Raw genomic sequence first — 17,281 nt, 5'->3', positions numbered from 1 at the left:
CAAATACAGATGAGGTATAATATTTACGATTTCGCAGAGTATGTAACTCTGCGAATTTTTTTCTACCCTAATTGATTAATTTTCAAACCTCCGTTATACTACTGACAGTTCCTATTTACCCACATGGAGGAAAAATCTATGACAAACAAAGCTCTGCTGGTGGTAAGCTTTGGCACCAGCTATAAAGAAACAAGAGAAAAAAACATTGAACATATCGAGAAAATTCTTGCCCAGAAGTTTCCGGACAGGAAGTTTTTCCATGCCTACACAAGCGGCATGATCTTGAAAAAATTAAGAGAGCGGGACCACATAATTATCCCCAATGTAAAGGAAGCTATGGAGGATATTGTAAAGGAAGGTTTTACGGATCTTCTTGTGCAGCCCACCCACATTATGAACGGTGTGGAAAATGATTTCATGAAGGCGGATATTCTCTCCTTCCGGGAGCATTTTTCCAGCCTTTCTTTCGGCGCCCCTCTCCTTACGGATACTTCGGATCTTTTTTATGTGATCGACGCTTTAACAAAAGAGCTCCCCGCCTTGTCGGAGCAGGAAGCTCTTGTATTCATGGGCCACGGAAGCACCCACTATGCCAATATGCTCTATGGGGCCCTGGATTACGCCTTTAAACAGACGGGCCATCCCCATGTCTATGTAGGCACAGTGGAGGCTTATCCGGATCTTGATGCTGTTCTTAGCCTGATGGAAGGCAAAAGTTACCATCATGTCTACCTTGCACCGCTTATGCTGGTGGCGGGAGATCACGCCTCCAACGACCTTGCCGGTGAGGATGAGGATTCCTGGAAATCCATCTTTCAGTCCCGCGGCTATGAGACTACCTGCATTTTGAAAGGTCTGGGCGAATATGAGTCCATCTGTGAACTCTATGTGCGCCACGCCCTCCAGGCACAGCCTGTTTAGCGATTATCCGGCACCCCTTTTTTAGCAGGACATTAAAATCAGATCGCGTTTTTCTGCTCTCCTGCAAGCCAGGAATAAAGATTGTCAAATACAATCTCTGCTCTTTGCTCCATAGACTCTTTCGACGCAAATGCAATGTGAGGCGTCACAATGGTGTTGGGGCTTTTAAGAAGCGGATGATCGGTCGGAAGAGGCGGCTCCATCTCAAAGACATCGCTTGCCGCCCCTGCAATCTGCCCTTCTTCCAGTGCCTTTGCCAGGGCTTTGGAATCCACTACTGCTCCCCTTGCAGTGTTAATAAGGAGAGCGCTTTTCTTCATCATTTTCAGCTGCTCTTCGCCGATCATTCCTTTTGTGTCCTCGGTCAGCGGGCAGTGAAGGGAAACGATATCCGACTGTTTTAACAGTTCTTCCAGACTCACCTGTTCATCGATAACCGGATCTGTAATTTTACTTCTGTTAAATCCAATGACACGGCAGCCAAATGCTTTGCAGAGGGCTGCTGTTTTCTTTCCAATGGCTCCTGCGCCTACGATTCCTACTGTCTTTCCACACAGAAGATTGCCGATGAGACCATCCTTCGTCCCGCCTTCCCGGCACCGCTCTTCTGTTTTTCCTACGTTGCGGAGCAGCTGGATCATGAAACTGATGCACAGTTCTGCCACTGCCTGTGTCGCATAGCCGGAAGCGTTGCTGATGGCAATACTTTTCGCCTTTGCCTCTTTCACCGGGATGTGATCCACTCCGGTAAACGCTACGTCAATAAATTTCAGGGAAGAAGCCTCCTCAATAACAGATGCATCAAGGGGCATATTTGCCAGCATCAGAACATCTGCATCTTTGCTTCTTCCCACCTGGACTTTGGGATCTGTGTCCTTTGGATAGGCCACAAAACTGTGGCCCATTTCTTCCAGCTTCGCTGCATAACCTTCCATAACTGAGTCTGACACGCCCAGACTCTCCAACAATACGATTTTCATTTTGCTTTCCTCCTCTTTTTTGAATAAATCTATCTGCATGACATTTGTACTTCCGGTATACAAAAACCTCATAATAGGATTTGAAATCAACAACCGTATTCATTCGCTTTAATATATCTTGTTGCCCTTGATGAGCCGATTCGCTTCACCGCACCGCTTTTTACCATAGCGCCGAGAACAGCTTCAACAGTAGTAGGGCTCACATCGGGAAGAATTTTACATATTTCTGCTTTGGAAATCGGTGTAAGACTATTTAATACCGTGGCCTCTACACGGGCTTTCTTTGTGATCTTTTTTCCATGAACAACAGCAAAACGCTTATCAAGTTCTTTATAGCACATATAAAGGGTGGACAGAAAGTTTTCGACAAATGGGAAATAACTGTTTTCGTTTGTTTCCCAGCCTTCCGAAGATTGCCGGAGAGCTTCATAATAGTAGGCTTTGTAATGATTGATCTGTTCCTCAAAAGACACATACTTTCCTGCATCAAAGCCATTTTTGTACAAAAGCAGTAGGGAAAGCAATCTTGACATTCTGCCGTTACCGTCACGGAAAGGGTGTATGCAGAGAAAATCCAAAATCACGCAAGGGATTAACAATAGTTGATTGATATTAGCGTCACTGCGTGCCTCCATATAAGCAAGCTCTAATTGTTCCATTGCCTTTGGCGTTTCTTCTGCCGGTATAGGGCGGAAACGAACCCGTCTGTTGCCCTCCGCATCCACCTCTAAGATCACATTATCTTCAGTTTTGTATTGACCGCCATACTCATAACCGGTCAGGGACATCATCATTTCGTGTAAGCGCAAAATATCATTCTCTCTGAAATCTATGTGTTCAAAACCTAAGTGGATTTCGTTTAATGCATCTCTGTAACCGGCAATCTCTGCCTCATTATGGTTCAGAGGGGCGCTGTTTTGATTAACAATAGCTGCGATACGCTCATCGCTTGTAACAATACCCTCAATCGCATTTGAACTTTTGATAGATTGTACTTTTGCAACCGCCTCCAATTCGGTAAAGACTTGTGCATATTCCTCTTTGCGGATTCCCGCCATAGTTTTCAAGGCGGAAATGTTAGAAGTAAGGTTTACCAGATTTGCAGGCAAAAGACCATTGTTCAAAAATGAATAATCAAATTTCCTCATATAATCCCCCTCGTATAATAAGTTTATAGTTAATAGTTACCTAGTTTTTTAATAACTGAATAAATAAAGAACAAGATCAATTGGTTTGGTTATACCCATGATATAATTGATCCCTGTGTCAATCAGGTAATAGTTCTTCATTCCCCCTGTTGGACCTTTGTGGTTACTTCATTGATAGTCTGTTCCCCTGACATGGATGTTAACTTCAAACCAGCTGGCTGTTTGCCGGAGTCCATGGGTGTCCCTTTTGCAGTGGGGATCGCATCTGCCCATCTCCGGCTGAATTCTGATATTGCGAGGGTGTTGATGCTCCATGATCGTGGGTATTGCCAAGCCGATTGACCACGAATACTCTTACGAAAGAAGGTGATCCTATGAACCCGCTTTACGTCGGTATTGATGTGAGCAGCAAGTCCAACGTGGCTTATCTGATGAAGCCCGATGGTTCCAAACACAGCAACTTCTCAGTCCCCAATTCCAGGGATGGTTCCCGGCAGCTTGTGAAACGCATCCTTTCAGCTATTACTTCTGAATCCCTTACAGACCTTGTCATCGGTCTGGAGGCAACCTCCGTTTATGGAGACAATCTCGTCTGCTTCTTAAGGGAAGACGGCTCTCTTGCGCCGTACAACAAGAAGATCCATGTCCTCAATCCCAAGCAGGTCAATAAGTTCAAGCTTTCTTACAACGACCTGCCTAAGAATGACTATGTGGACTCCTTTGTCATTGCTGACTGCCTGCGCTTCGGTAGAATCAACAAAGAGGTCTATCTTGACGACTACCGTTATACTGCCCTTAAGAACCTCACAAGGGCCAGATTCTTCGCTGTCCAGAATCTCACCAGAGAAAAACAACGTTTTATGAACCAGCTGTTTAAGAAGTATTCTACGATGACGCAGGAGAAGGTATTTTCCGATACCTTCAGCACTACTGCCTTAGCCGTCTATGAATCCTTTGAATCAGCTGAGGCGTTAGCAAACATGGACTTACATCAGCTCACCGAATTCATCATCGAGAAAGGGAAAAACCGTTTCCCTGACCCGGATTCCGTGGCGAAAGCCATCCAGAAAGCCGCCCGGAGCTCCTACCGTCTCCCAAAAACGGTAAACGACTCCGTCAATCAGGTGCTTTCCATATCCATAAGCTCTATGAGAGCTATGGAATCACAGATCAAAGCCTTTGATAAGGCGATTGCTGAACAGATGGCTCTGATCCCCAATACTCTGACATCTGTCAAAGGAATCGGTCCTGTCTATTCAGCCGGTATCATTGCGGAAATCGGTGATATCAACCGTTTCTCCACTCAGGCCTCATTGGCCAAATATGCTGGTCTTGTGTGGTCACAGCATCAGTCCGGAGACTTTGAGGCGCAAAACACACGCATGATCCATTCCGGCAACCGATACTTAAAGTACTACCTGTGTGAAGCTGCCTTGTCTCTTGTGAGATGCGACGCAGAGTACCGCAGCTTCTATCACCGCAAATATAAAGAGGTGAACAAGTACCAGCACAAACGTGCCCTCGCATTCACTGCCCGTAAATTGGTGCGGCTGGTCTTTCGACTGCTGAAAGACAACTGCCTGTATAAGGCACCGGAATCCAAATAGGTTTGGATTCTAACGGTGAAGTCATGTCCGGCTAAAAATGCGAAAATAGCGGGGCCTGGGAAAGTGCGTCCATTTTTAGGGAAACCCAGCAAAAATCTATTGATTTTTATTCCTTTCCCTCTTGACATATCACCGCTGGACTATTTCTGCATATAAGAATACTATATTATATGCAGAAAATCAATGCACCATTCGATTTTACTGCATATAAAATCCAAAATTATATGCAGTAAAAATCCTTATCTGTTTTCCGACTACACTTTTGTCTTATTGAAAGACATATAGATCAATGCATTGCAGATGGCTGCCGCAATATTGCTTCCGCCTTTTCGTCCCCTTGCCACAATACAGGGAACTCCCGCCTGCATGATCCGTTCTTTTGCCGGGATCACATTGACAAATCCAACCGGCACGCCGATCACAAGATCCGGTGCAAACCTGCCTTTTTGGATCAGCTCATAGGCTTCGATCAAAGCCGTTGGCGCATTTCCCACTGCCAGGATAAGAGGACGCTCTTCCATCGGCCTTCCCGTCGCCCCTGCGGCTTTCAGAGCAGCGGCCTTTTTCACACTGGCTACTGCCCGGGTGGTTCCCTCTCTTTTTGCTGCCTCTGCTACATCTTCGTCTGCCATAAAGCACAGCACTTCCCCGCCAAATTTGCCAAGGGCCGTCTTGTTGACTCCAGCTTTTCCCATATTGGTATCTGTCACGATCCGGGCGCCTTTTTTTATAGCCTCTATTCCAATCTTTACCGCACCGGGTGAGAAGTAAAGCTGATCCGCATAGTCGAAATCCGCACTGGTATGAATGCATCGCTTGATAATGGGTTCTTCCAGAGGATCAAAGGTTCTTTCCCCCAATTCCTCTGTAATGATCTCAAAACTTCTCTTTTCTATGTCGCCCGGCAGTACCTGTTCCAATTCTTCCAGCATGATGTCCCTCCTAACATTTTACTTCCCTTAACATACGGTAAATCGCCTCCATGTCCAGGGACTCACGAAGCCCTTTCGCTAAAGCCTGATATTGCTTTTCCTTGTATTCCCGAAAATCTGTCCCCTTCAGGGCGGCGCCATCCAGGCCTTTTTTCTCTGCCAGCATTTGAAGAAGACCGTCGGTCGTCTCACTGCTGTCAAAAATCCCGTGAATATAAGTTCCTGCTGCCTGCCCCCGGCACACGCCTAAGATTTCTTCTTCCCTTTTTGCCAGAACCTGCGCTTCTCCTGTAAGCATTGTCCTGCCCATATGGATCTCATATCCCTCATATGCAGCGCCTGACAGTTTTTCATACATCCCGCTTAAAGCTTCCAGTTTCCCCTGTATGCGTGTTCTTGTTTTCTGCTTATGAAAAACAGTCTCCACCGGGAGGAGTCCCATTCCTCTCATGGTTCCTCCCCCTTCTGTTCCCTCCGGATCCGCAAGGCTTTCCCCCATCATCTGGTATCCGCCGCATATGCCGAAGATCATGGTCCCTTTTTTCAAACATTTATAAATAGAAGCTTCCATGCCGGAAGTGCGCATCCATTTCAGATCTGCCATTGTATTTTTACTTCCGGGAAGCAAAATGAGGTCGGGCTGTCCCAGATCCCGGGGAGCGGAAACATAACGAACCTCCACTCCCTCCACAGATTCCAGAGGCGCAAGATCCGTATAATTGGAAATCTTTGGAAATCGGATCACTGCAATATCAATGGCTGCCTTCTGTGCGTCTTTTAGGCCCGTCTTGTTTCCTCCCCTTTCCAAACGTTCCGATATACTGTCTTCCTCCTCGATATCCACGGAAAGCATGGGAACAGTTCCCACTACAGGAATCTTTGTCCGCTCCTCCAGCATCGCAATTCCCGAATCAAGGATGGATTTATCTCCACGGAACTTATTGATAATGAGCCCCTTGATCCGCTCCCTTTCCTTCTGCTCAAGAAGGGCCACTGTCCCGTAAAGCTGTGCAAATACGCCGCCCCGGTCAATGTCTCCGGCAAGAAGTACCGGAACATCCAGCATTTCGGCAAGACCCATATTGACAATATCATTTTCTTTCAGATTGATCTCCGCCGGACTTCCCGCTCCTTCTATGACAAGAATATCATACTCTTCTGCCAGATGGCGGCAGGCGTTTAAGATATCCGGGACAAACTTCTTTTTACAGGCAAAATATTCACGGGCGCTCATATTTCCTATAACTTCCCCGTTTACAATGACCTGGGATCCAGTGTCCGTGGTAGGTTTGAGCAAAATAGGATTCATATAGACAGAGGGATCTGTCATGGCCGCCTCCGCCTGCACCACCTGGGCGCGTCCCATTTCCAGTCCGTCCTCTGTAATATAGGAATTTAAAGCCATATTCTGGGATTTAAAAGGGGCAGTCCGAAAGCCATCCTCCTTAAAAATCCGGCAAAGTCCGGCTGCCAAAAGGCTCTTTCCGGCTCCGGACATGGTTCCCTGTATCATGATCGCTTTTGCCATTGTTCTCTCCTTTTTGCGGTATCACCGCACGTTTTCAAAACTTCCAGAAGCTGTACATTGTCCTCATGCTGCCTGATCCCGATCCGGTAAGTTCCCTTTCTGATCCCCGGAAAACTGGCTGCATCCCGAATATAGATTCCCTGTTTCAAACAGGCTTCCTGCAGACCTTCCTCTCCCTCAAACATACAGAAGATGGTATCCGAAGGCCATACGAAAAACCCCAGTTCCGTCAGCTTTTCTTCCATCCACTTTTCTTCTTTTAACAGAAATTCCCTGCTCTCTCTGACAAAGGCCTCCTCTTCCAGAGCGGCGCACCCTGCCATCTGTGCAGGAGCGGATACATTCCAGGGAGGCAGTATATTTTCCAGTCTCTTTGCTGTTTCTTCATTGGCTGTCAGTGCGTAGCCAAGCCGAAGTCCCGGCATGGCATAGATTTTTGTAAATGCCCGTAAGATAAGAATCTCCGGGTATTGTTCCTGGAGATACCGAAGGGATTTTCCCTCTCCCTGCCCGGTCAGTTCCAGAAAACATTCATCCACCACAAGAAGCATCTCTTTCCTATGGCACAGATCAGCCAGCTTTTTCAAAAATCCTCCATCTGCCAGCATTCCGGTAGGATTGTTGGGATTGCAGAGAAAAACAGCGCTAAGCCCTTCCTCTTTATCAAGCCATTCCAGCGCTTTTTTCGTAAAGCGGTATCCCTCTTCCCGGCGAGCCAGATAATGAAGCACCTGCCATCCGTGGATGCGAAGGGCTTTTTCGTATTCCCCAAAGGTCGGCCCCAGCACGGCAGCCCTTCCCGGTTCAAAGGCAGCCGCTATGGCATAGATCAGTTCCGCCGCCCCATTTCCTGTCACGATCCGCCCGGGGGATATTTGAAGTTTTCTTCCCAGAGCTTTTCTAAGTTCTCTTTTTTCTATATCCGGATACCGGTAAGCAAGAGAGACCCCTTCAAGGGCCGCCTTTTTCACCGATTCGGGCATGCCAAAAGGATTGATATTGACAGAGAAGTCCAATCTGATGTTTTTATCGAAAATATTTCCGCCGTGTTCTTCCATTTCTATCCTCTTTTTCTATCCTTTTTCTCTGAATCTCTGCTGCCGTTTTCTCTAAATCAGAAAGATCAAAGCTGCTTTTGCCGCCGCCATCACCAAAAACTGCAGGATGACCGCTCCGTACTCCAGACGGCAGGCTGCCGGAATATCCTCCCGCTTCACCGGGCGGATCGGATCCCCGATGGTGGGCTTTTTATAAAGCTCTCCAAAATACCAGGCGTCCCCGGCAAGCTGCACCTGAAGAGCTCCCGCCATCACCGCTTCCGTCTGAGCCGCATTGGGACTTTTATGATTATGGCGGTCACGCCGGTAGATTTTCCATGCGCCTTTCCCGTCAAATCCCAGCACAAAGGCTGCTGCCGTCATAAAAAGCGCGCTGATCCTTGCCGGAATAAAATTGGCAATGTCATCCAGACGGGCCGCGCAGGTTCCCAGCCACCGGTATTTCTCATTGCGGTAGCCGATCATGGAATCCATGGTATTGATGGCCTTATAAAAAACCCCGCCCAAAGGCCCCGCCAGCATCATATAAAACAAAGGGGCTGTCACGCCGTCTGATGTATTTTCCGCCACTGTTTCCACCGCCGCCTTAATGACGCCCTCTTCGGAAAGGGACTTTGTATCCCGTCCCACGATCATGGAGACTGCTCTTCTACCTGCTTCCAACCCTTCCTTTTCCAGAGCGGTATACACTTTCATGCTTTCTGTTTTCAGAGATTTTGCTGCCAGCATCTGCCAGCACAAAATACAGGAAAGTCCAAAACCAAGGGCCGGATGGATCCTTTCTGCTATCCACAGAAGCAGCCCTGCAAGCAGCACGGAGACAGACACCACAAAGATCACCAGAAGGAGACCTGCTATCTGCAAAGGCCTCTTTTTATCGGGAAACACCTTTCGCAGCGCCTTTTCCGTCCCGGTGATCAAAGAGCCGATCCCCTGCACCGGATGCCAGAAGCTGTGGGGATCTCCCAAAATAAAATCAAGTATAAATCCGATGCAAAGTGCCGCCAGTGACTGTGCCATCCAGATGTCCTTCCTTCCATTTTTCTTCGTCTATTTCCACAATATAGCCTTCTCCGTTTTCTACGTTCCAGGCATAGTAATCGCTGCCTTTCACCATCTGCGACATCACTGCCATGATCACCCCGCCGTGAACGGTACAGCCTATACTCTGATATCCTCTTTCCCCGGCAATTTCCACTGCTTTTTGAAGAGCCTTCACGCACCGGGCGTTAAAATCAGGAATCGCCTCCCCTTCCGGGAAAGGCAGCCCGCCGCCGCTTTCTACAAAAGTATCATACAGGGGATCTCCCATAAGCTCCTCATGGGTTTTGCCCTCCAATATTCCGAAATCACATTCTCTAAACTCCTCTATGATCTCCGGATCTTCTTCCCCAAAGACCGCCTTCGCCGTCTGTATACACCTCTTCATCGGACTGGAAAATACATGCTCCACCTTAGGATATATTCGTTTTTCCAGTGTAAGGATTCCTTCTTTCGTCACAGGTTCATTGCTTCTTCCTCCGATGAAGCGATGCTCCCGGTTGCCTTCTGTTTGTCCGTGACGGACCAATATGATTTTCATTGTACTATCCTGTCACCGCTGCCGCAAGAAGAAAGACCAGCTCTAAAAGCTGGACAAAATATCCTGCCAGATCTCCGGTGATTCCTCCAAATTGTTTTTTACTTATGTAATAATACCAGATATAAACCGCTGCCGCCGCCAAAAGGCAGATCCATCCGCATCGTCCCCCGAACACAAGGAGCAAAGCCGACGCGGCAAAAAGCAGCAGACCAAGGATGACTGCTCCCTTTTTCTTCTGTGCCTTCCCTGCAAACATAGTCACATAGGAGCCTGTCTTTTTTGCCTTGGGAAAGAAAATAACAGAAAGTCCGCTTAAGGCCCGGCTTATCACAAAGCCCATACCGACACAGAAAAGTCCCTGCCCGGGCCGGATACAGTTCCATGCTCCGTAAGAGAGCAGAAGATAAATCCCAAGTCCCATCACGGCAAAAGCTCCCACATGGCTGTCCTTCAGGATTTCCAGCTTCTTTTGGGAATCTCCCCAGGAAGCCAGCGCATCTTTTGTATCCATATATCCATCCATGTGGATCCCTCCGGAAATCCATAGAGGAAGCGCAGTCAGAACAGCCGCCGACAGCTGCCGTGGAATAGCCAAAAAATCCGCCGCCCAGGCAGCCCCATACAGGATACCCCCGATGACAGCTCCCACCAGCGGAAAAAAACACATGACATATTCCATAGAAGATTTCTCCCAGTCTGCCTGTGGAACCGGAATCTTGGAATACATGCTAAAAGCGATCAGAAAGCTGCTTACATATTTCATACTGTCCTGTCCCCTTTCAGCTCCAAAGGTAGCTCTCCTTTCAGCATAAGGGGAAGGCCGAATTTGACTTCAATGACCACATCTGCTTCTTTTGCCAGTTTCTGATTGACCCGCCCGGACTCCCGGACATATCGGCGCATTTCCGGGTCCATGGGAACCTCGGAAAAAGAATCCTGGGCGATCACGATCAGGTCCTCCACCTGGCCTTTGATATGCCGGATCCCTCTCATAATGTAATTCGCCACCGGCTCTTCCTTCTGTGCCTTTGGGGAATACATCTCATTTGCCAGAAGATTGGTCATGCATTCTAACAGTACCAGTTTCTGTCCGCTTACATCCAGCGTTTCCAGGGCAAGCCCCTGCTCAACAGTTGTAAAATGCTTTCCTTTCCGCATGGTTTTGTGATCTTTAATTCGTTTTTCCATTTCTTCATCAATATCCTGCAGGGTGGCAAGATAAATTTTTTCTCCCGGACAAAGTTTCACCGCAAGATCTTCCGCATACTCGGACTTGCCGCTTCCGCTTCCTCCAAATATCATGTAAAGCATTGCTTCCTCCTTTAAAGAGCGTTAAAGAGGCTGATAGGCCTCGATCTGAATCCCGTCAAAATCCGGCATATGCCGGTACACTTCCAGCACCATGTCCAAAAGGGGCATAAGAGCAACTGCACCGGTCCCTTCTCCCAGCTTCATACCGCAGTGAAGGAAGGGTTCCTTTCCAAGTTCTTTTAAAACCAGGCTCATTCCCCCTTCTCCGGATAAATGGGAAGGAAGAATATAATCGGAAACCTTTGGCTCGATCTGGCAGGCAACAAGAGCCGCCGCCGCGGAAATGAATCCGTCCATCACTACAGGGATCCGGTACATGGCTCCCCCAAGGAACACTCCGGCAAGGCCTCCGATATCCAGTCCCCCCACTTTGGCAAGCACGTCCAGCGGATCTTGGGGATCCGGCCGGTTCCTTTGGATGGCTGTCCGTATCACCTGCTGCTTCCGAAGAAGCCCCTCGTCGGAAAGTCCTGCCCCTTTTCCTGTCACTTCCTTCGGATCCTTGCCGAGGAGCACCGAAACCACCGCGCTGCTTGTGGTGGTGTTGCCAATTCCCATTTCACCGGTCAGAAGGATCTGATACCCCAGTTCCCGGCAGCGCCAGGCTGCGCGGATTCCTGCATGGATGGCTTCCTGGGCTTCCTTCTTTGACATGGCAGGGCCTTTGGCCATATTCCGGGTTCCCCAGGCTACTTTATCTTCATAGACTTTTGTCTTTGTCTGTACGCCGATATCAATGGGGAAAACGTCCACACCGGCCCGCCTGCTCATCAGGCAGGCGGAAGTCTTTCCTTCTGCAAAATTATCTGTCACCACTGCCGTTACGCTGCTGTCTGTCTGGGAGACCCCTTCTTCCACTACTCCGTTGTCAGCGCACATGACGATCAACGCTTTTTTATCTATAGAAACTTTTTCATTTCCTGTAATGCCCGCAATCTGTATGATGGCATATTCCAGCCTTCCAAGTCCGTACAAAGGTTTTGCAATCTGCATCCATCGCCTTTGACACCGCTCCATAGAAGTTTGATCTAATCCCGTCACTTTAAAACTGTTGCTTTCTTCTGTTTTTTCCATATTCTTCTGCCTTTCTTACAAATCGTCCGGCAAAATCCGGCATCGAATAGAGATAGAGATGGGGAAATCCGGCATAGAATGACTCTCCTGTCACGGCGCACTCCCAATTCCGGCCGGTAATGGGTTTGCAGGCCTGAAATGCGTCCCCATTTGCATCTGTATCCATATAGTGAAACTCATGTCCCCGAATGATCTCTCTTTCTTTTGCAAATGCTCCGTCCTTTTGGGCTGTCAGTGACACATAGCCAAATCTGGACAGTCTCCCTTTATAAAAGCTTTTTCCCGGCAAAAAGTCTGCCATTTTGTAACGTCTTCCTTCGGGATCTTCCATCTCCTCCTGAAGATAGAGGAAGCCTCCGCACTCTGCCATACACGGCATTCCAGAGGAAAGCGCCTGCTTCACTGACTGACGCATGGGAAGATTTTCCTCCAGATGAGCGCCATAAAGCTCAGGATAGCCACCGCCAAGGAGGAGGGCATCCGCTTCTCTGGGAATTTCCCTGTCATTTAAGGGGGAAAATTCCAAAAGCTGCGCCCCAAGCTTTTCAAGAAGCCTTAGGTTATCTTTATAATAGAAGGAAAAGGCCGCATCTTTTGCCACAGCGACCACAGGCGGCTTTTGGGAATCCTTTTGGAGCAACTTTTGAGGAATCTCCTTTACAGGGATATCTGATTCCCCTTCCTCCATATCCGGAGCTGTTGCAGCGATCTTTTCCAGAAGGGGAAGATCAAGAGAAATCCGGCACTGCTTTTCCAGCTTCTTAAGCTTCTCCTTCCATTTCCTGATCTCGCCCGGCATAACAAGCCCTAAATGGCGGCTTTCCAGGTCCATATCTTCCATTTTAGGCAGATAGCCGCAGACCGGAATGCCAAGTTCTTCCTCCGTCAATTGTTTCATCCCTTCATAGCGGGACGGAGACAATTGATTAAAGATCACACCCCGGATCAGGCTGTCCCGCCGAAATTCCCGGAATCCTTTCAAAAGCGCCATAACGGAAACGCTTGTCTTTGCAGCATCAACCACCAGTATAACAGGCGCTTCCAGCGTCCTTGCCACATCGTAGGTACTGGCGGAAAGGGAAGTGCCTGCCAGGCCGTCATAGTATCCCATCACGCCCTCGATCACAGAAAGATCCGCATGTTTTGCCTCCTCCAGGAAAAGCTGTCTTACCAGTTCTTCCCCGGCAAAGAAAGTATCCAGATTTTTGGAGGCCGTCCCGATCACGGTTTCATGGAACATGGGATCAATATAATCCGGACCGCATTTAAAGGCTGCCGGCTTTTTTCCTGCTGCCAGAAGGGAAGTTAAAATTCCACAGACAGCAAGTGTCTTTCCGCTTCCGCTCCCCGGCGCCGCTATGACAAGTCTGGGTGCCTGCCGTTTCATTCTCTCTTCTCTCCTTCCCTGCCCTGCTCTTTTTTCTCTTTCCGTCTTTCAAACGTAACGATATAGATGGGGTTCTGTCCGGTCATCATCTGATATCTTCCTACTTTTTTTCCCTGGGATACCTGGATCTGCATTATATCCGCTCCAAGCTTTGGATGCCGCTTTATATATTCGGTGCATTCCGCAAGGGTATTCAGTGTGATAGCGGAAACTACGATTTTTGCCTCTGGATTTTTGCTCCATATTGCTTCCAGTATGGACGTCAGATTTCCGCTGCTTCCTCCCACAAAGGCAAGATCCGGCGCCGGCAGCTGCTCCAATGCTTCAGGAGCCTCTCCGTGAACTGCCTGAATATTGGATACATGAAAATGCCTTTTGTTCTTGTGTATAAGAGCAATTCCTTCAATCTTCTTCTCAATGGCGAAAACCATACCGTCTATGGATTTCTTTGCAAGAGCAATGGACACCGATCCGGTTCCTGCGCCTACATCGTAAATGACTGCATCCTTTTGGGGATTCATTTTTGCAAGGACTACGCTTCGGATCCCGCTTTTTGTCATAGGAATCTTTCCCCGGATAAAATCGCCATCCTCCGTCTCCTGCGGCGCCTCTTCCACAAGGATTTCCGGGATCTCCACATACATCACACTGAGCCCGTCCCAGATTTTTTCTTTTTCAGACAGGCGTTTGGCCGTGCCGGATATGAGATTTTCCTTGGGATAGGACAGTCTGCTTCCCACATAGACAGACGCAGAGCCGTATCCGTACCGGCAAAGTCTTCTTAACACGGTTTCAATCTCTTTCCCGCTGCTTACCAGAAGAAAGATCCGGCCGTATTCTCTTAAATAATCCACATAATTACAGTTTCGTCCGTGAATGCTGAGCAAAGGAGTATGTTCCACTCCCTTTCCAATGCGGGCCGCCATACAGGAAATAGATGAAATTCCCGGAATGACTGACATCTCATATTCCTTCAATGTCTCTTTCAGCTTCGCCGCTCCGCTGTAAAAGCTGACATCGCCGGAAAGCAGAATGACAATCTGCCGGTATCTGGAATTGATCCTTAAAAATTCTTCTATCTTGTCTGCACGGTACTCTTCATATCTTTCTGCCGCAATTCCTTCTGCCGCCTGCAGCATACGCTTGGCTCCGATCAGCACATCTGCCGATTTCATTGCCCGCTGTGCTGCTTTTGTCAGTAAACTCTCATCCCCTGGACCCACTCCTACAAGGGTAATGTGACGCGGCCGGCGGAAGCCGTATTTTTCTGCAAGGATCTGAAACGCTTCATCCAGAGTGACTCCCTTTTCCATGGGTCTTCCAATGACAACTGCCACTGCTCCCGCCTTTTTGGCGGCGCGAAGCTTTTCTTCATATCCGCCGCTTCGCCCGGATTCCTTTGTCACCATATATTTTGCCTGCACATGGCGAAGAAGCTGTTCGTTCATTTCCTGGGAAAAAGGTCCCTGCATTGCAATGAGATGTTTCCCTTCAAATCCGTTTTCCACTGCTTTTTGCACTGCTTCTTTTGTGGAAAGCACACGGAGAAAACACCGGCTCTGATAATCGGGTATTTCTGTGTAAGGCGCAAGTTCTTTGCTTCCGGTGGTGATGAGGACATTTCCTTCCTTATCTTTTAAATAGTCCGCCGCCTCCCGGATATTCTTTACCCACACTGCATTGCCGTCCTTCACGGATCCTTCCCGCAGCACCCGCATATAAGAAATGCTCTCTTCCCGACACATTTTCTGTATATTTTTTGTCACTTCCATGGCAAAAGGATGGGTGGCGTCAATGACAAGCTCTGCCTGGCACCCGTAAGCCAGCTCCCGCATTCCCTCCACATCCAGTCTGCCGGCGAGAACATGGATATTTTCCCCGTCCTCCACTTGCTCTTTTCCATACTCTGTCGCCGTAAGGACATATACCTTAGGTGCATGTCCCCGAAGAAATTCCGCTATTTTCCGCCCCTCTGTCGTTCCTGCAAAAATCATAATACTAGCCATTTTCATATCCCCTTGGTGTTATCATAGCTTCCTTTTTTCTGATGGTCTGTGAGTTTCCAATAAATACTGTTGTAAACATATCTGTCTGCGCTTCCATAAGCCGGGCAAGCGTGCATATCCTGTATGCCTCTCCTTCCCGCCCTATGTTGGACACATAGCCGCATACGGTATCGGGACTCTGGTATTCTCCAATGATGCGGCACGCTCTTTTCAGATAATCCTTCCTTTTGCGGCTGGAAGGATTATAGATACAGATTGCAAAGTCCGCCTCTGCCGCCGACCGCAGCCTTTTTTCAATCTTTTCCCACGGCGTGAGAAGATCGCTTAGGCTTATGACAGCAAAATCGTGGATAAGAGGAGCCCCCAGTACAGCTGCCCCTGAAGAAGCCGCCGTCACTCCCGGAATTACTTCCACCTGGACGTCCGGATACTCTTCTTTCATGGAAAGGATCAGTCCCGCCATACCGTAGATCCCTGCATCTCCGCTGCAGATCATGGCGGTGGTCTGCCCCTGCTGTGCCTTTTCAAGCGCCATGCGGCATCTCTGGATTTCTTTTGTCATAGGAGTGGTCAGAAATTCCTTTCCGGGAAAATGCTCCTTTACCAGATCTACATAGACCGTATAACCTGCGATCACCTGGCTTGCTTCCAGCGCCTTTGCCGCCCGTATCGTCATATCTTCATAGTTTCCCGGCCCGATGCCCACTACATATAATTTCGTCAAATGCCACACTCCAATCTTTGGCCGCCACCGCAAGGGTCATGCCGTTTTCTGCTGTTTTTTCAAGAAGCAGCCTTCCGTTTTTGCTGCCCTGTATCGCTGCCCGCTCGCAGACATTTCCAATTCCTGTCACCTGGCGGACAAATCCGGATTCCCTGCTTACGTTTTCTATCTGCTTAAGCACTTCCTCCGGCCAGGTCTCAAATGGAATGTTCCACTGATCAGCCAGCTCAATAAATCCCTCTTCTTCTGCTTTCCTGTCAATACTTCCGATCTTTTCCACCTGTTCTTTTCTAAGGCCGAGAGACTTAAGGCTCCTGCAGAAGAAATCTTCCAGCTCTTTTGCCGGCTTTCCTTTTTTACACCCGGCTCCCAAAGTGAGATTAGCCGGGTAAAGATAAAGAATCTTTGCGCCGGACGACCCGCTTGTTTCCAGGTCCTTTCGCCCTTCGCCGTCCGGGCTTTGTACAACGGCAATCCCCAGGGGAAAATCCTTCAGCATCTCTTCCCTTGGACAGGACTCCAGTTCTTCCGGAAGTTCCCCTTCCACCGGGCACTCTGCATAAAATCCGATTTTCTCCCCTCTTAGTATAGCAGCAGAAATTTTTTTTGCCAGCACCCGGTTGGAAAAAAGGAGAGACTGCTTCTTGGCAAACACATCTACTGCAAATTTCCCCTGTACATCGGTCGCCGTTGTCAGCACCGGCAGGGAGCCCGTCTCCTCTTCCAGAAGAAGGGCAAGTTCATTGGCCCCACCCACATGGCCGGACAGGATCGGAATGGCAAATGTTCCTTTCTCATCCATGACAACCACTGCCGGATCCTTCATTTTATCCCGAAGACAGGGGGCAATGAGACGGACCGCAATGCCGGCTGCTCCAATGAAAAGGATTTCTCCGGCTTTGTCCCAATAATGAGATACCCAGTCCTTTCCGGAAGGTCTCTCAAGACAAACGGTGTCTCTTCCCCGGCGGGTAAGGATCTCTTCTATTGCCTGCATTTTTTCTTTTCCTTTGTCTGTATAGC

16 protein-coding genes are annotated in these 17,281 nt (G+C 48.5%); 2 read left to right on the top strand and 14 right to left on the bottom strand.

All coding sequences use genetic code 11. From position 1 onward, the window contains the following. Positions 1-138 precede the first annotated feature (138 nt). Positions 139-921 carry a sirohydrochlorin cobaltochelatase gene (locus tag WJ238_RS03045; protein WP_337606106.1) on the top strand — a complete coding sequence of 261 codons (783 nt, stop codon included), beginning with the start codon at positions 139-141 and terminating at the stop codon, positions 919-921. Positions 922-959: 38 nt separating this feature from the next. On the opposite strand, the gene WJ238_RS03040 is transcribed toward WJ238_RS03045, so the two are convergent. Together WJ238_RS03040 and WJ238_RS03035 are read right to left on the bottom strand one after the other, a co-directional pair. Then, the gene (locus WJ238_RS03040) at positions 960-1,901 is read right to left on the bottom strand and encodes a 2-hydroxyacid dehydrogenase (protein WP_337606105.1); all 942 of its coding nucleotides are present in this window, start codon (positions 1,899-1,901) and stop codon (positions 960-962) included. An 86-nt stretch (positions 1,902-1,987) separates the two neighbouring features. Further along, positions 1,988-3,049: a Fic family protein gene (locus WJ238_RS03035; protein WP_316265175.1), complete on the bottom strand. Its 1,062-nt coding sequence runs from the start codon at positions 3,047-3,049 to the stop codon at positions 1,988-1,990. A 374-nt stretch (positions 3,050-3,423) separates the two neighbouring features. Here WJ238_RS03035 and WJ238_RS03030 point away from each other — a divergent pair, with 374 nt between their 5' ends. Then, positions 3,424-4,656 carry an IS110 family RNA-guided transposase gene (locus WJ238_RS03030; RefSeq protein WP_337606104.1) on the top strand — a complete coding sequence of 411 codons (1,233 nt, stop codon included), beginning with the start codon at positions 3,424-3,426 and terminating at the stop codon, positions 4,654-4,656. 254 nt (positions 4,657-4,910) lie between these two features. Here the strand turns inward: WJ238_RS03030 and WJ238_RS03025 are convergent, their stop codons facing one another. The 12 genes from WJ238_RS03025 to WJ238_RS02970 are packed head-to-tail and all read right to left on the bottom strand — an operon-like array spanning position 4,911 to position 17,255. After that, entirely contained in the window at positions 4,911-5,588 is a 678-nt protein-coding gene (locus WJ238_RS03025; protein ID WP_337606103.1) for a precorrin-8X methylmutase, read from the bottom strand. Positions 5,589-5,598: 10 nt separating this feature from the next. Then, on the bottom strand, positions 5,599-7,116 hold the full coding sequence (locus WJ238_RS03020; RefSeq protein WP_337606101.1) for a cobyric acid synthase: 1,518 nt from the start codon (positions 7,114-7,116) through the stop codon (positions 5,599-5,601). Beyond that, entirely contained in the window at positions 7,098-8,174 is a 1,077-nt protein-coding gene (gene cobD / locus WJ238_RS03015) for a threonine-phosphate decarboxylase CobD (RefSeq protein ID WP_337606100.1), read from the bottom strand. The genes WJ238_RS03020 and cobD overlap by 19 nt, the downstream gene beginning before the upstream one ends. Positions 8,175-8,225: 51 nt before the next feature. Further along, positions 8,226-9,194, bottom strand: a complete 969-nt coding sequence (cbiB, locus tag WJ238_RS03010; RefSeq protein WP_337606099.1) for an adenosylcobinamide-phosphate synthase CbiB — start codon at positions 9,192-9,194, stop codon at positions 8,226-8,228. After that, on the bottom strand, positions 9,151-9,756 hold the full coding sequence (locus tag WJ238_RS03005) for a histidine phosphatase family protein (RefSeq protein ID WP_337606098.1): 606 nt from the start codon (positions 9,754-9,756) through the stop codon (positions 9,151-9,153). The genes cbiB and WJ238_RS03005 overlap by 44 nt, the downstream gene beginning before the upstream one ends. 4 nt (positions 9,757-9,760) lie before the next feature. Next, entirely contained in the window at positions 9,761-10,519 is a 759-nt protein-coding gene (locus WJ238_RS03000; RefSeq protein WP_337606097.1) for an adenosylcobinamide-GDP ribazoletransferase, read from the bottom strand. Next, a complete protein-coding gene (locus WJ238_RS02995) occupies positions 10,516-11,067 on the bottom strand; it encodes a bifunctional adenosylcobinamide kinase/adenosylcobinamide-phosphate guanylyltransferase (RefSeq protein ID WP_337606096.1) in 552 nt (183 codons plus the stop codon). Before WJ238_RS02995 ends, WJ238_RS03000 begins: the two co-directional genes overlap by 4 nt. A 21-nt stretch (positions 11,068-11,088) precedes the next feature. Beyond that, on the bottom strand, positions 11,089-12,141 hold the full coding sequence (gene cobT / locus WJ238_RS02990) for a nicotinate-nucleotide--dimethylbenzimidazole phosphoribosyltransferase (RefSeq protein WP_337606095.1): 1,053 nt from the start codon (positions 12,139-12,141) through the stop codon (positions 11,089-11,091). Continuing rightward, complete coding sequence (locus tag WJ238_RS02985) at positions 12,110-13,528, bottom strand: cobyrinic acid a,c-diamide synthase CobB (protein WP_337606093.1); 1,419 nt, start codon at positions 13,526-13,528, stop codon at positions 12,110-12,112. The genes cobT and WJ238_RS02985 overlap by 32 nt, the downstream gene beginning before the upstream one ends. After that, the gene (gene cobK, locus WJ238_RS02980) at positions 13,525-15,534 is read right to left on the bottom strand and encodes a precorrin-6A reductase (RefSeq protein WP_337606092.1); all 2,010 of its coding nucleotides are present in this window, start codon (positions 15,532-15,534) and stop codon (positions 13,525-13,527) included. The genes WJ238_RS02985 and cobK overlap by 4 nt, the downstream gene beginning before the upstream one ends. After that, positions 15,527-16,210 carry a precorrin-3B C(17)-methyltransferase gene (cobJ, locus tag WJ238_RS02975; RefSeq protein ID WP_508317164.1) on the bottom strand — a complete coding sequence of 228 codons (684 nt, stop codon included), beginning with the start codon at positions 16,208-16,210 and terminating at the stop codon, positions 15,527-15,529. The genes cobK and cobJ overlap by 8 nt, the downstream gene beginning before the upstream one ends. 4 nt (positions 16,211-16,214) lie before the next feature. Further along, positions 16,215-17,255, bottom strand: coding sequence for a cobalt-precorrin 5A hydrolase (locus WJ238_RS02970; RefSeq protein WP_337606091.1), 1,041 nt, complete (start codon positions 17,253-17,255; stop codon positions 16,215-16,217). Positions 17,256-17,281 lie beyond the last annotated feature (26 nt).

Origin of the sequence: Claveliimonas sp., assembly GCF_037273965.1 — a bacterium.
Lineage (GTDB): Bacteria > Bacillota > Clostridia > Lachnospirales > Lachnospiraceae > Claveliimonas > Claveliimonas bilis.
The sequence above is the reverse complement of the archived record's forward strand: the minus strand, read 5'-3'. Positions and strand labels throughout refer to the sequence as shown.

Coding starts and splice junctions, on each gene's coding strand:
- WJ238_RS03045 (WP_337606106.1), top strand. CDS start 139: ATGACAAACAAAGCTCTGCTGGTGGTAAGCTTTGGCACCAGCTATAAA.
- WJ238_RS03040 (WP_337606105.1), bottom strand. CDS start 1,901: ATGAAAATCGTATTGTTGGAGAGTCTGGGCGTGTCAGACTCAGTTATG.
- WJ238_RS03035 (WP_316265175.1), bottom strand. CDS start 3,049: ATGAGGAAATTTGATTATTCATTTTTGAACAATGGTCTTTTGCCTGCA.
- WJ238_RS03030 (WP_337606104.1), top strand. CDS start 3,424: ATGAACCCGCTTTACGTCGGTATTGATGTGAGCAGCAAGTCCAACGTG.
- WJ238_RS03025 (WP_337606103.1), bottom strand. CDS start 5,588: ATGCTGGAAGAATTGGAACAGGTACTGCCGGGCGACATAGAAAAGAGA.
- WJ238_RS03020 (WP_337606101.1), bottom strand. CDS start 7,116: ATGGCAAAAGCGATCATGATACAGGGAACCATGTCCGGAGCCGGAAAG.
- cobD (WP_337606100.1), bottom strand. CDS start 8,174: ATGGAAGAACACGGCGGAAATATTTTCGATAAAAACATCAGATTGGAC.
- cbiB (WP_337606099.1), bottom strand. CDS start 9,194: ATGGCACAGTCACTGGCGGCACTTTGCATCGGATTTATACTTGATTTT.
- WJ238_RS03005 (WP_337606098.1), bottom strand. CDS start 9,756: ATGAAAATCATATTGGTCCGTCACGGACAAACAGAAGGCAACCGGGAG.
- WJ238_RS03000 (WP_337606097.1), bottom strand. CDS start 10,519: ATGAAATATGTAAGCAGCTTTCTGATCGCTTTTAGCATGTATTCCAAG.
- WJ238_RS02995 (WP_337606096.1), bottom strand. CDS start 11,067: ATGCTTTACATGATATTTGGAGGAAGCGGAAGCGGCAAGTCCGAGTAT.
- cobT (WP_337606095.1), bottom strand. CDS start 12,141: ATGGAAAAAACAGAAGAAAGCAACAGTTTTAAAGTGACGGGATTAGAT.
- WJ238_RS02985 (WP_337606093.1), bottom strand. CDS start 13,528: ATGAAACGGCAGGCACCCAGACTTGTCATAGCGGCGCCGGGGAGCGGA.
- cobK (WP_337606092.1), bottom strand. CDS start 15,534: ATGGCTAGTATTATGATTTTTGCAGGAACGACAGAGGGGCGGAAAATA.
- cobJ (WP_508317164.1), bottom strand. CDS start 16,210: ATGACGATACGGGCGGCAAAGGCGCTGGAAGCAAGCCAGGTGATCGCA.
- WJ238_RS02970 (WP_337606091.1), bottom strand. CDS start 17,255: ATGCAGGCAATAGAAGAGATCCTTACCCGCCGGGGAAGAGACACCGTT.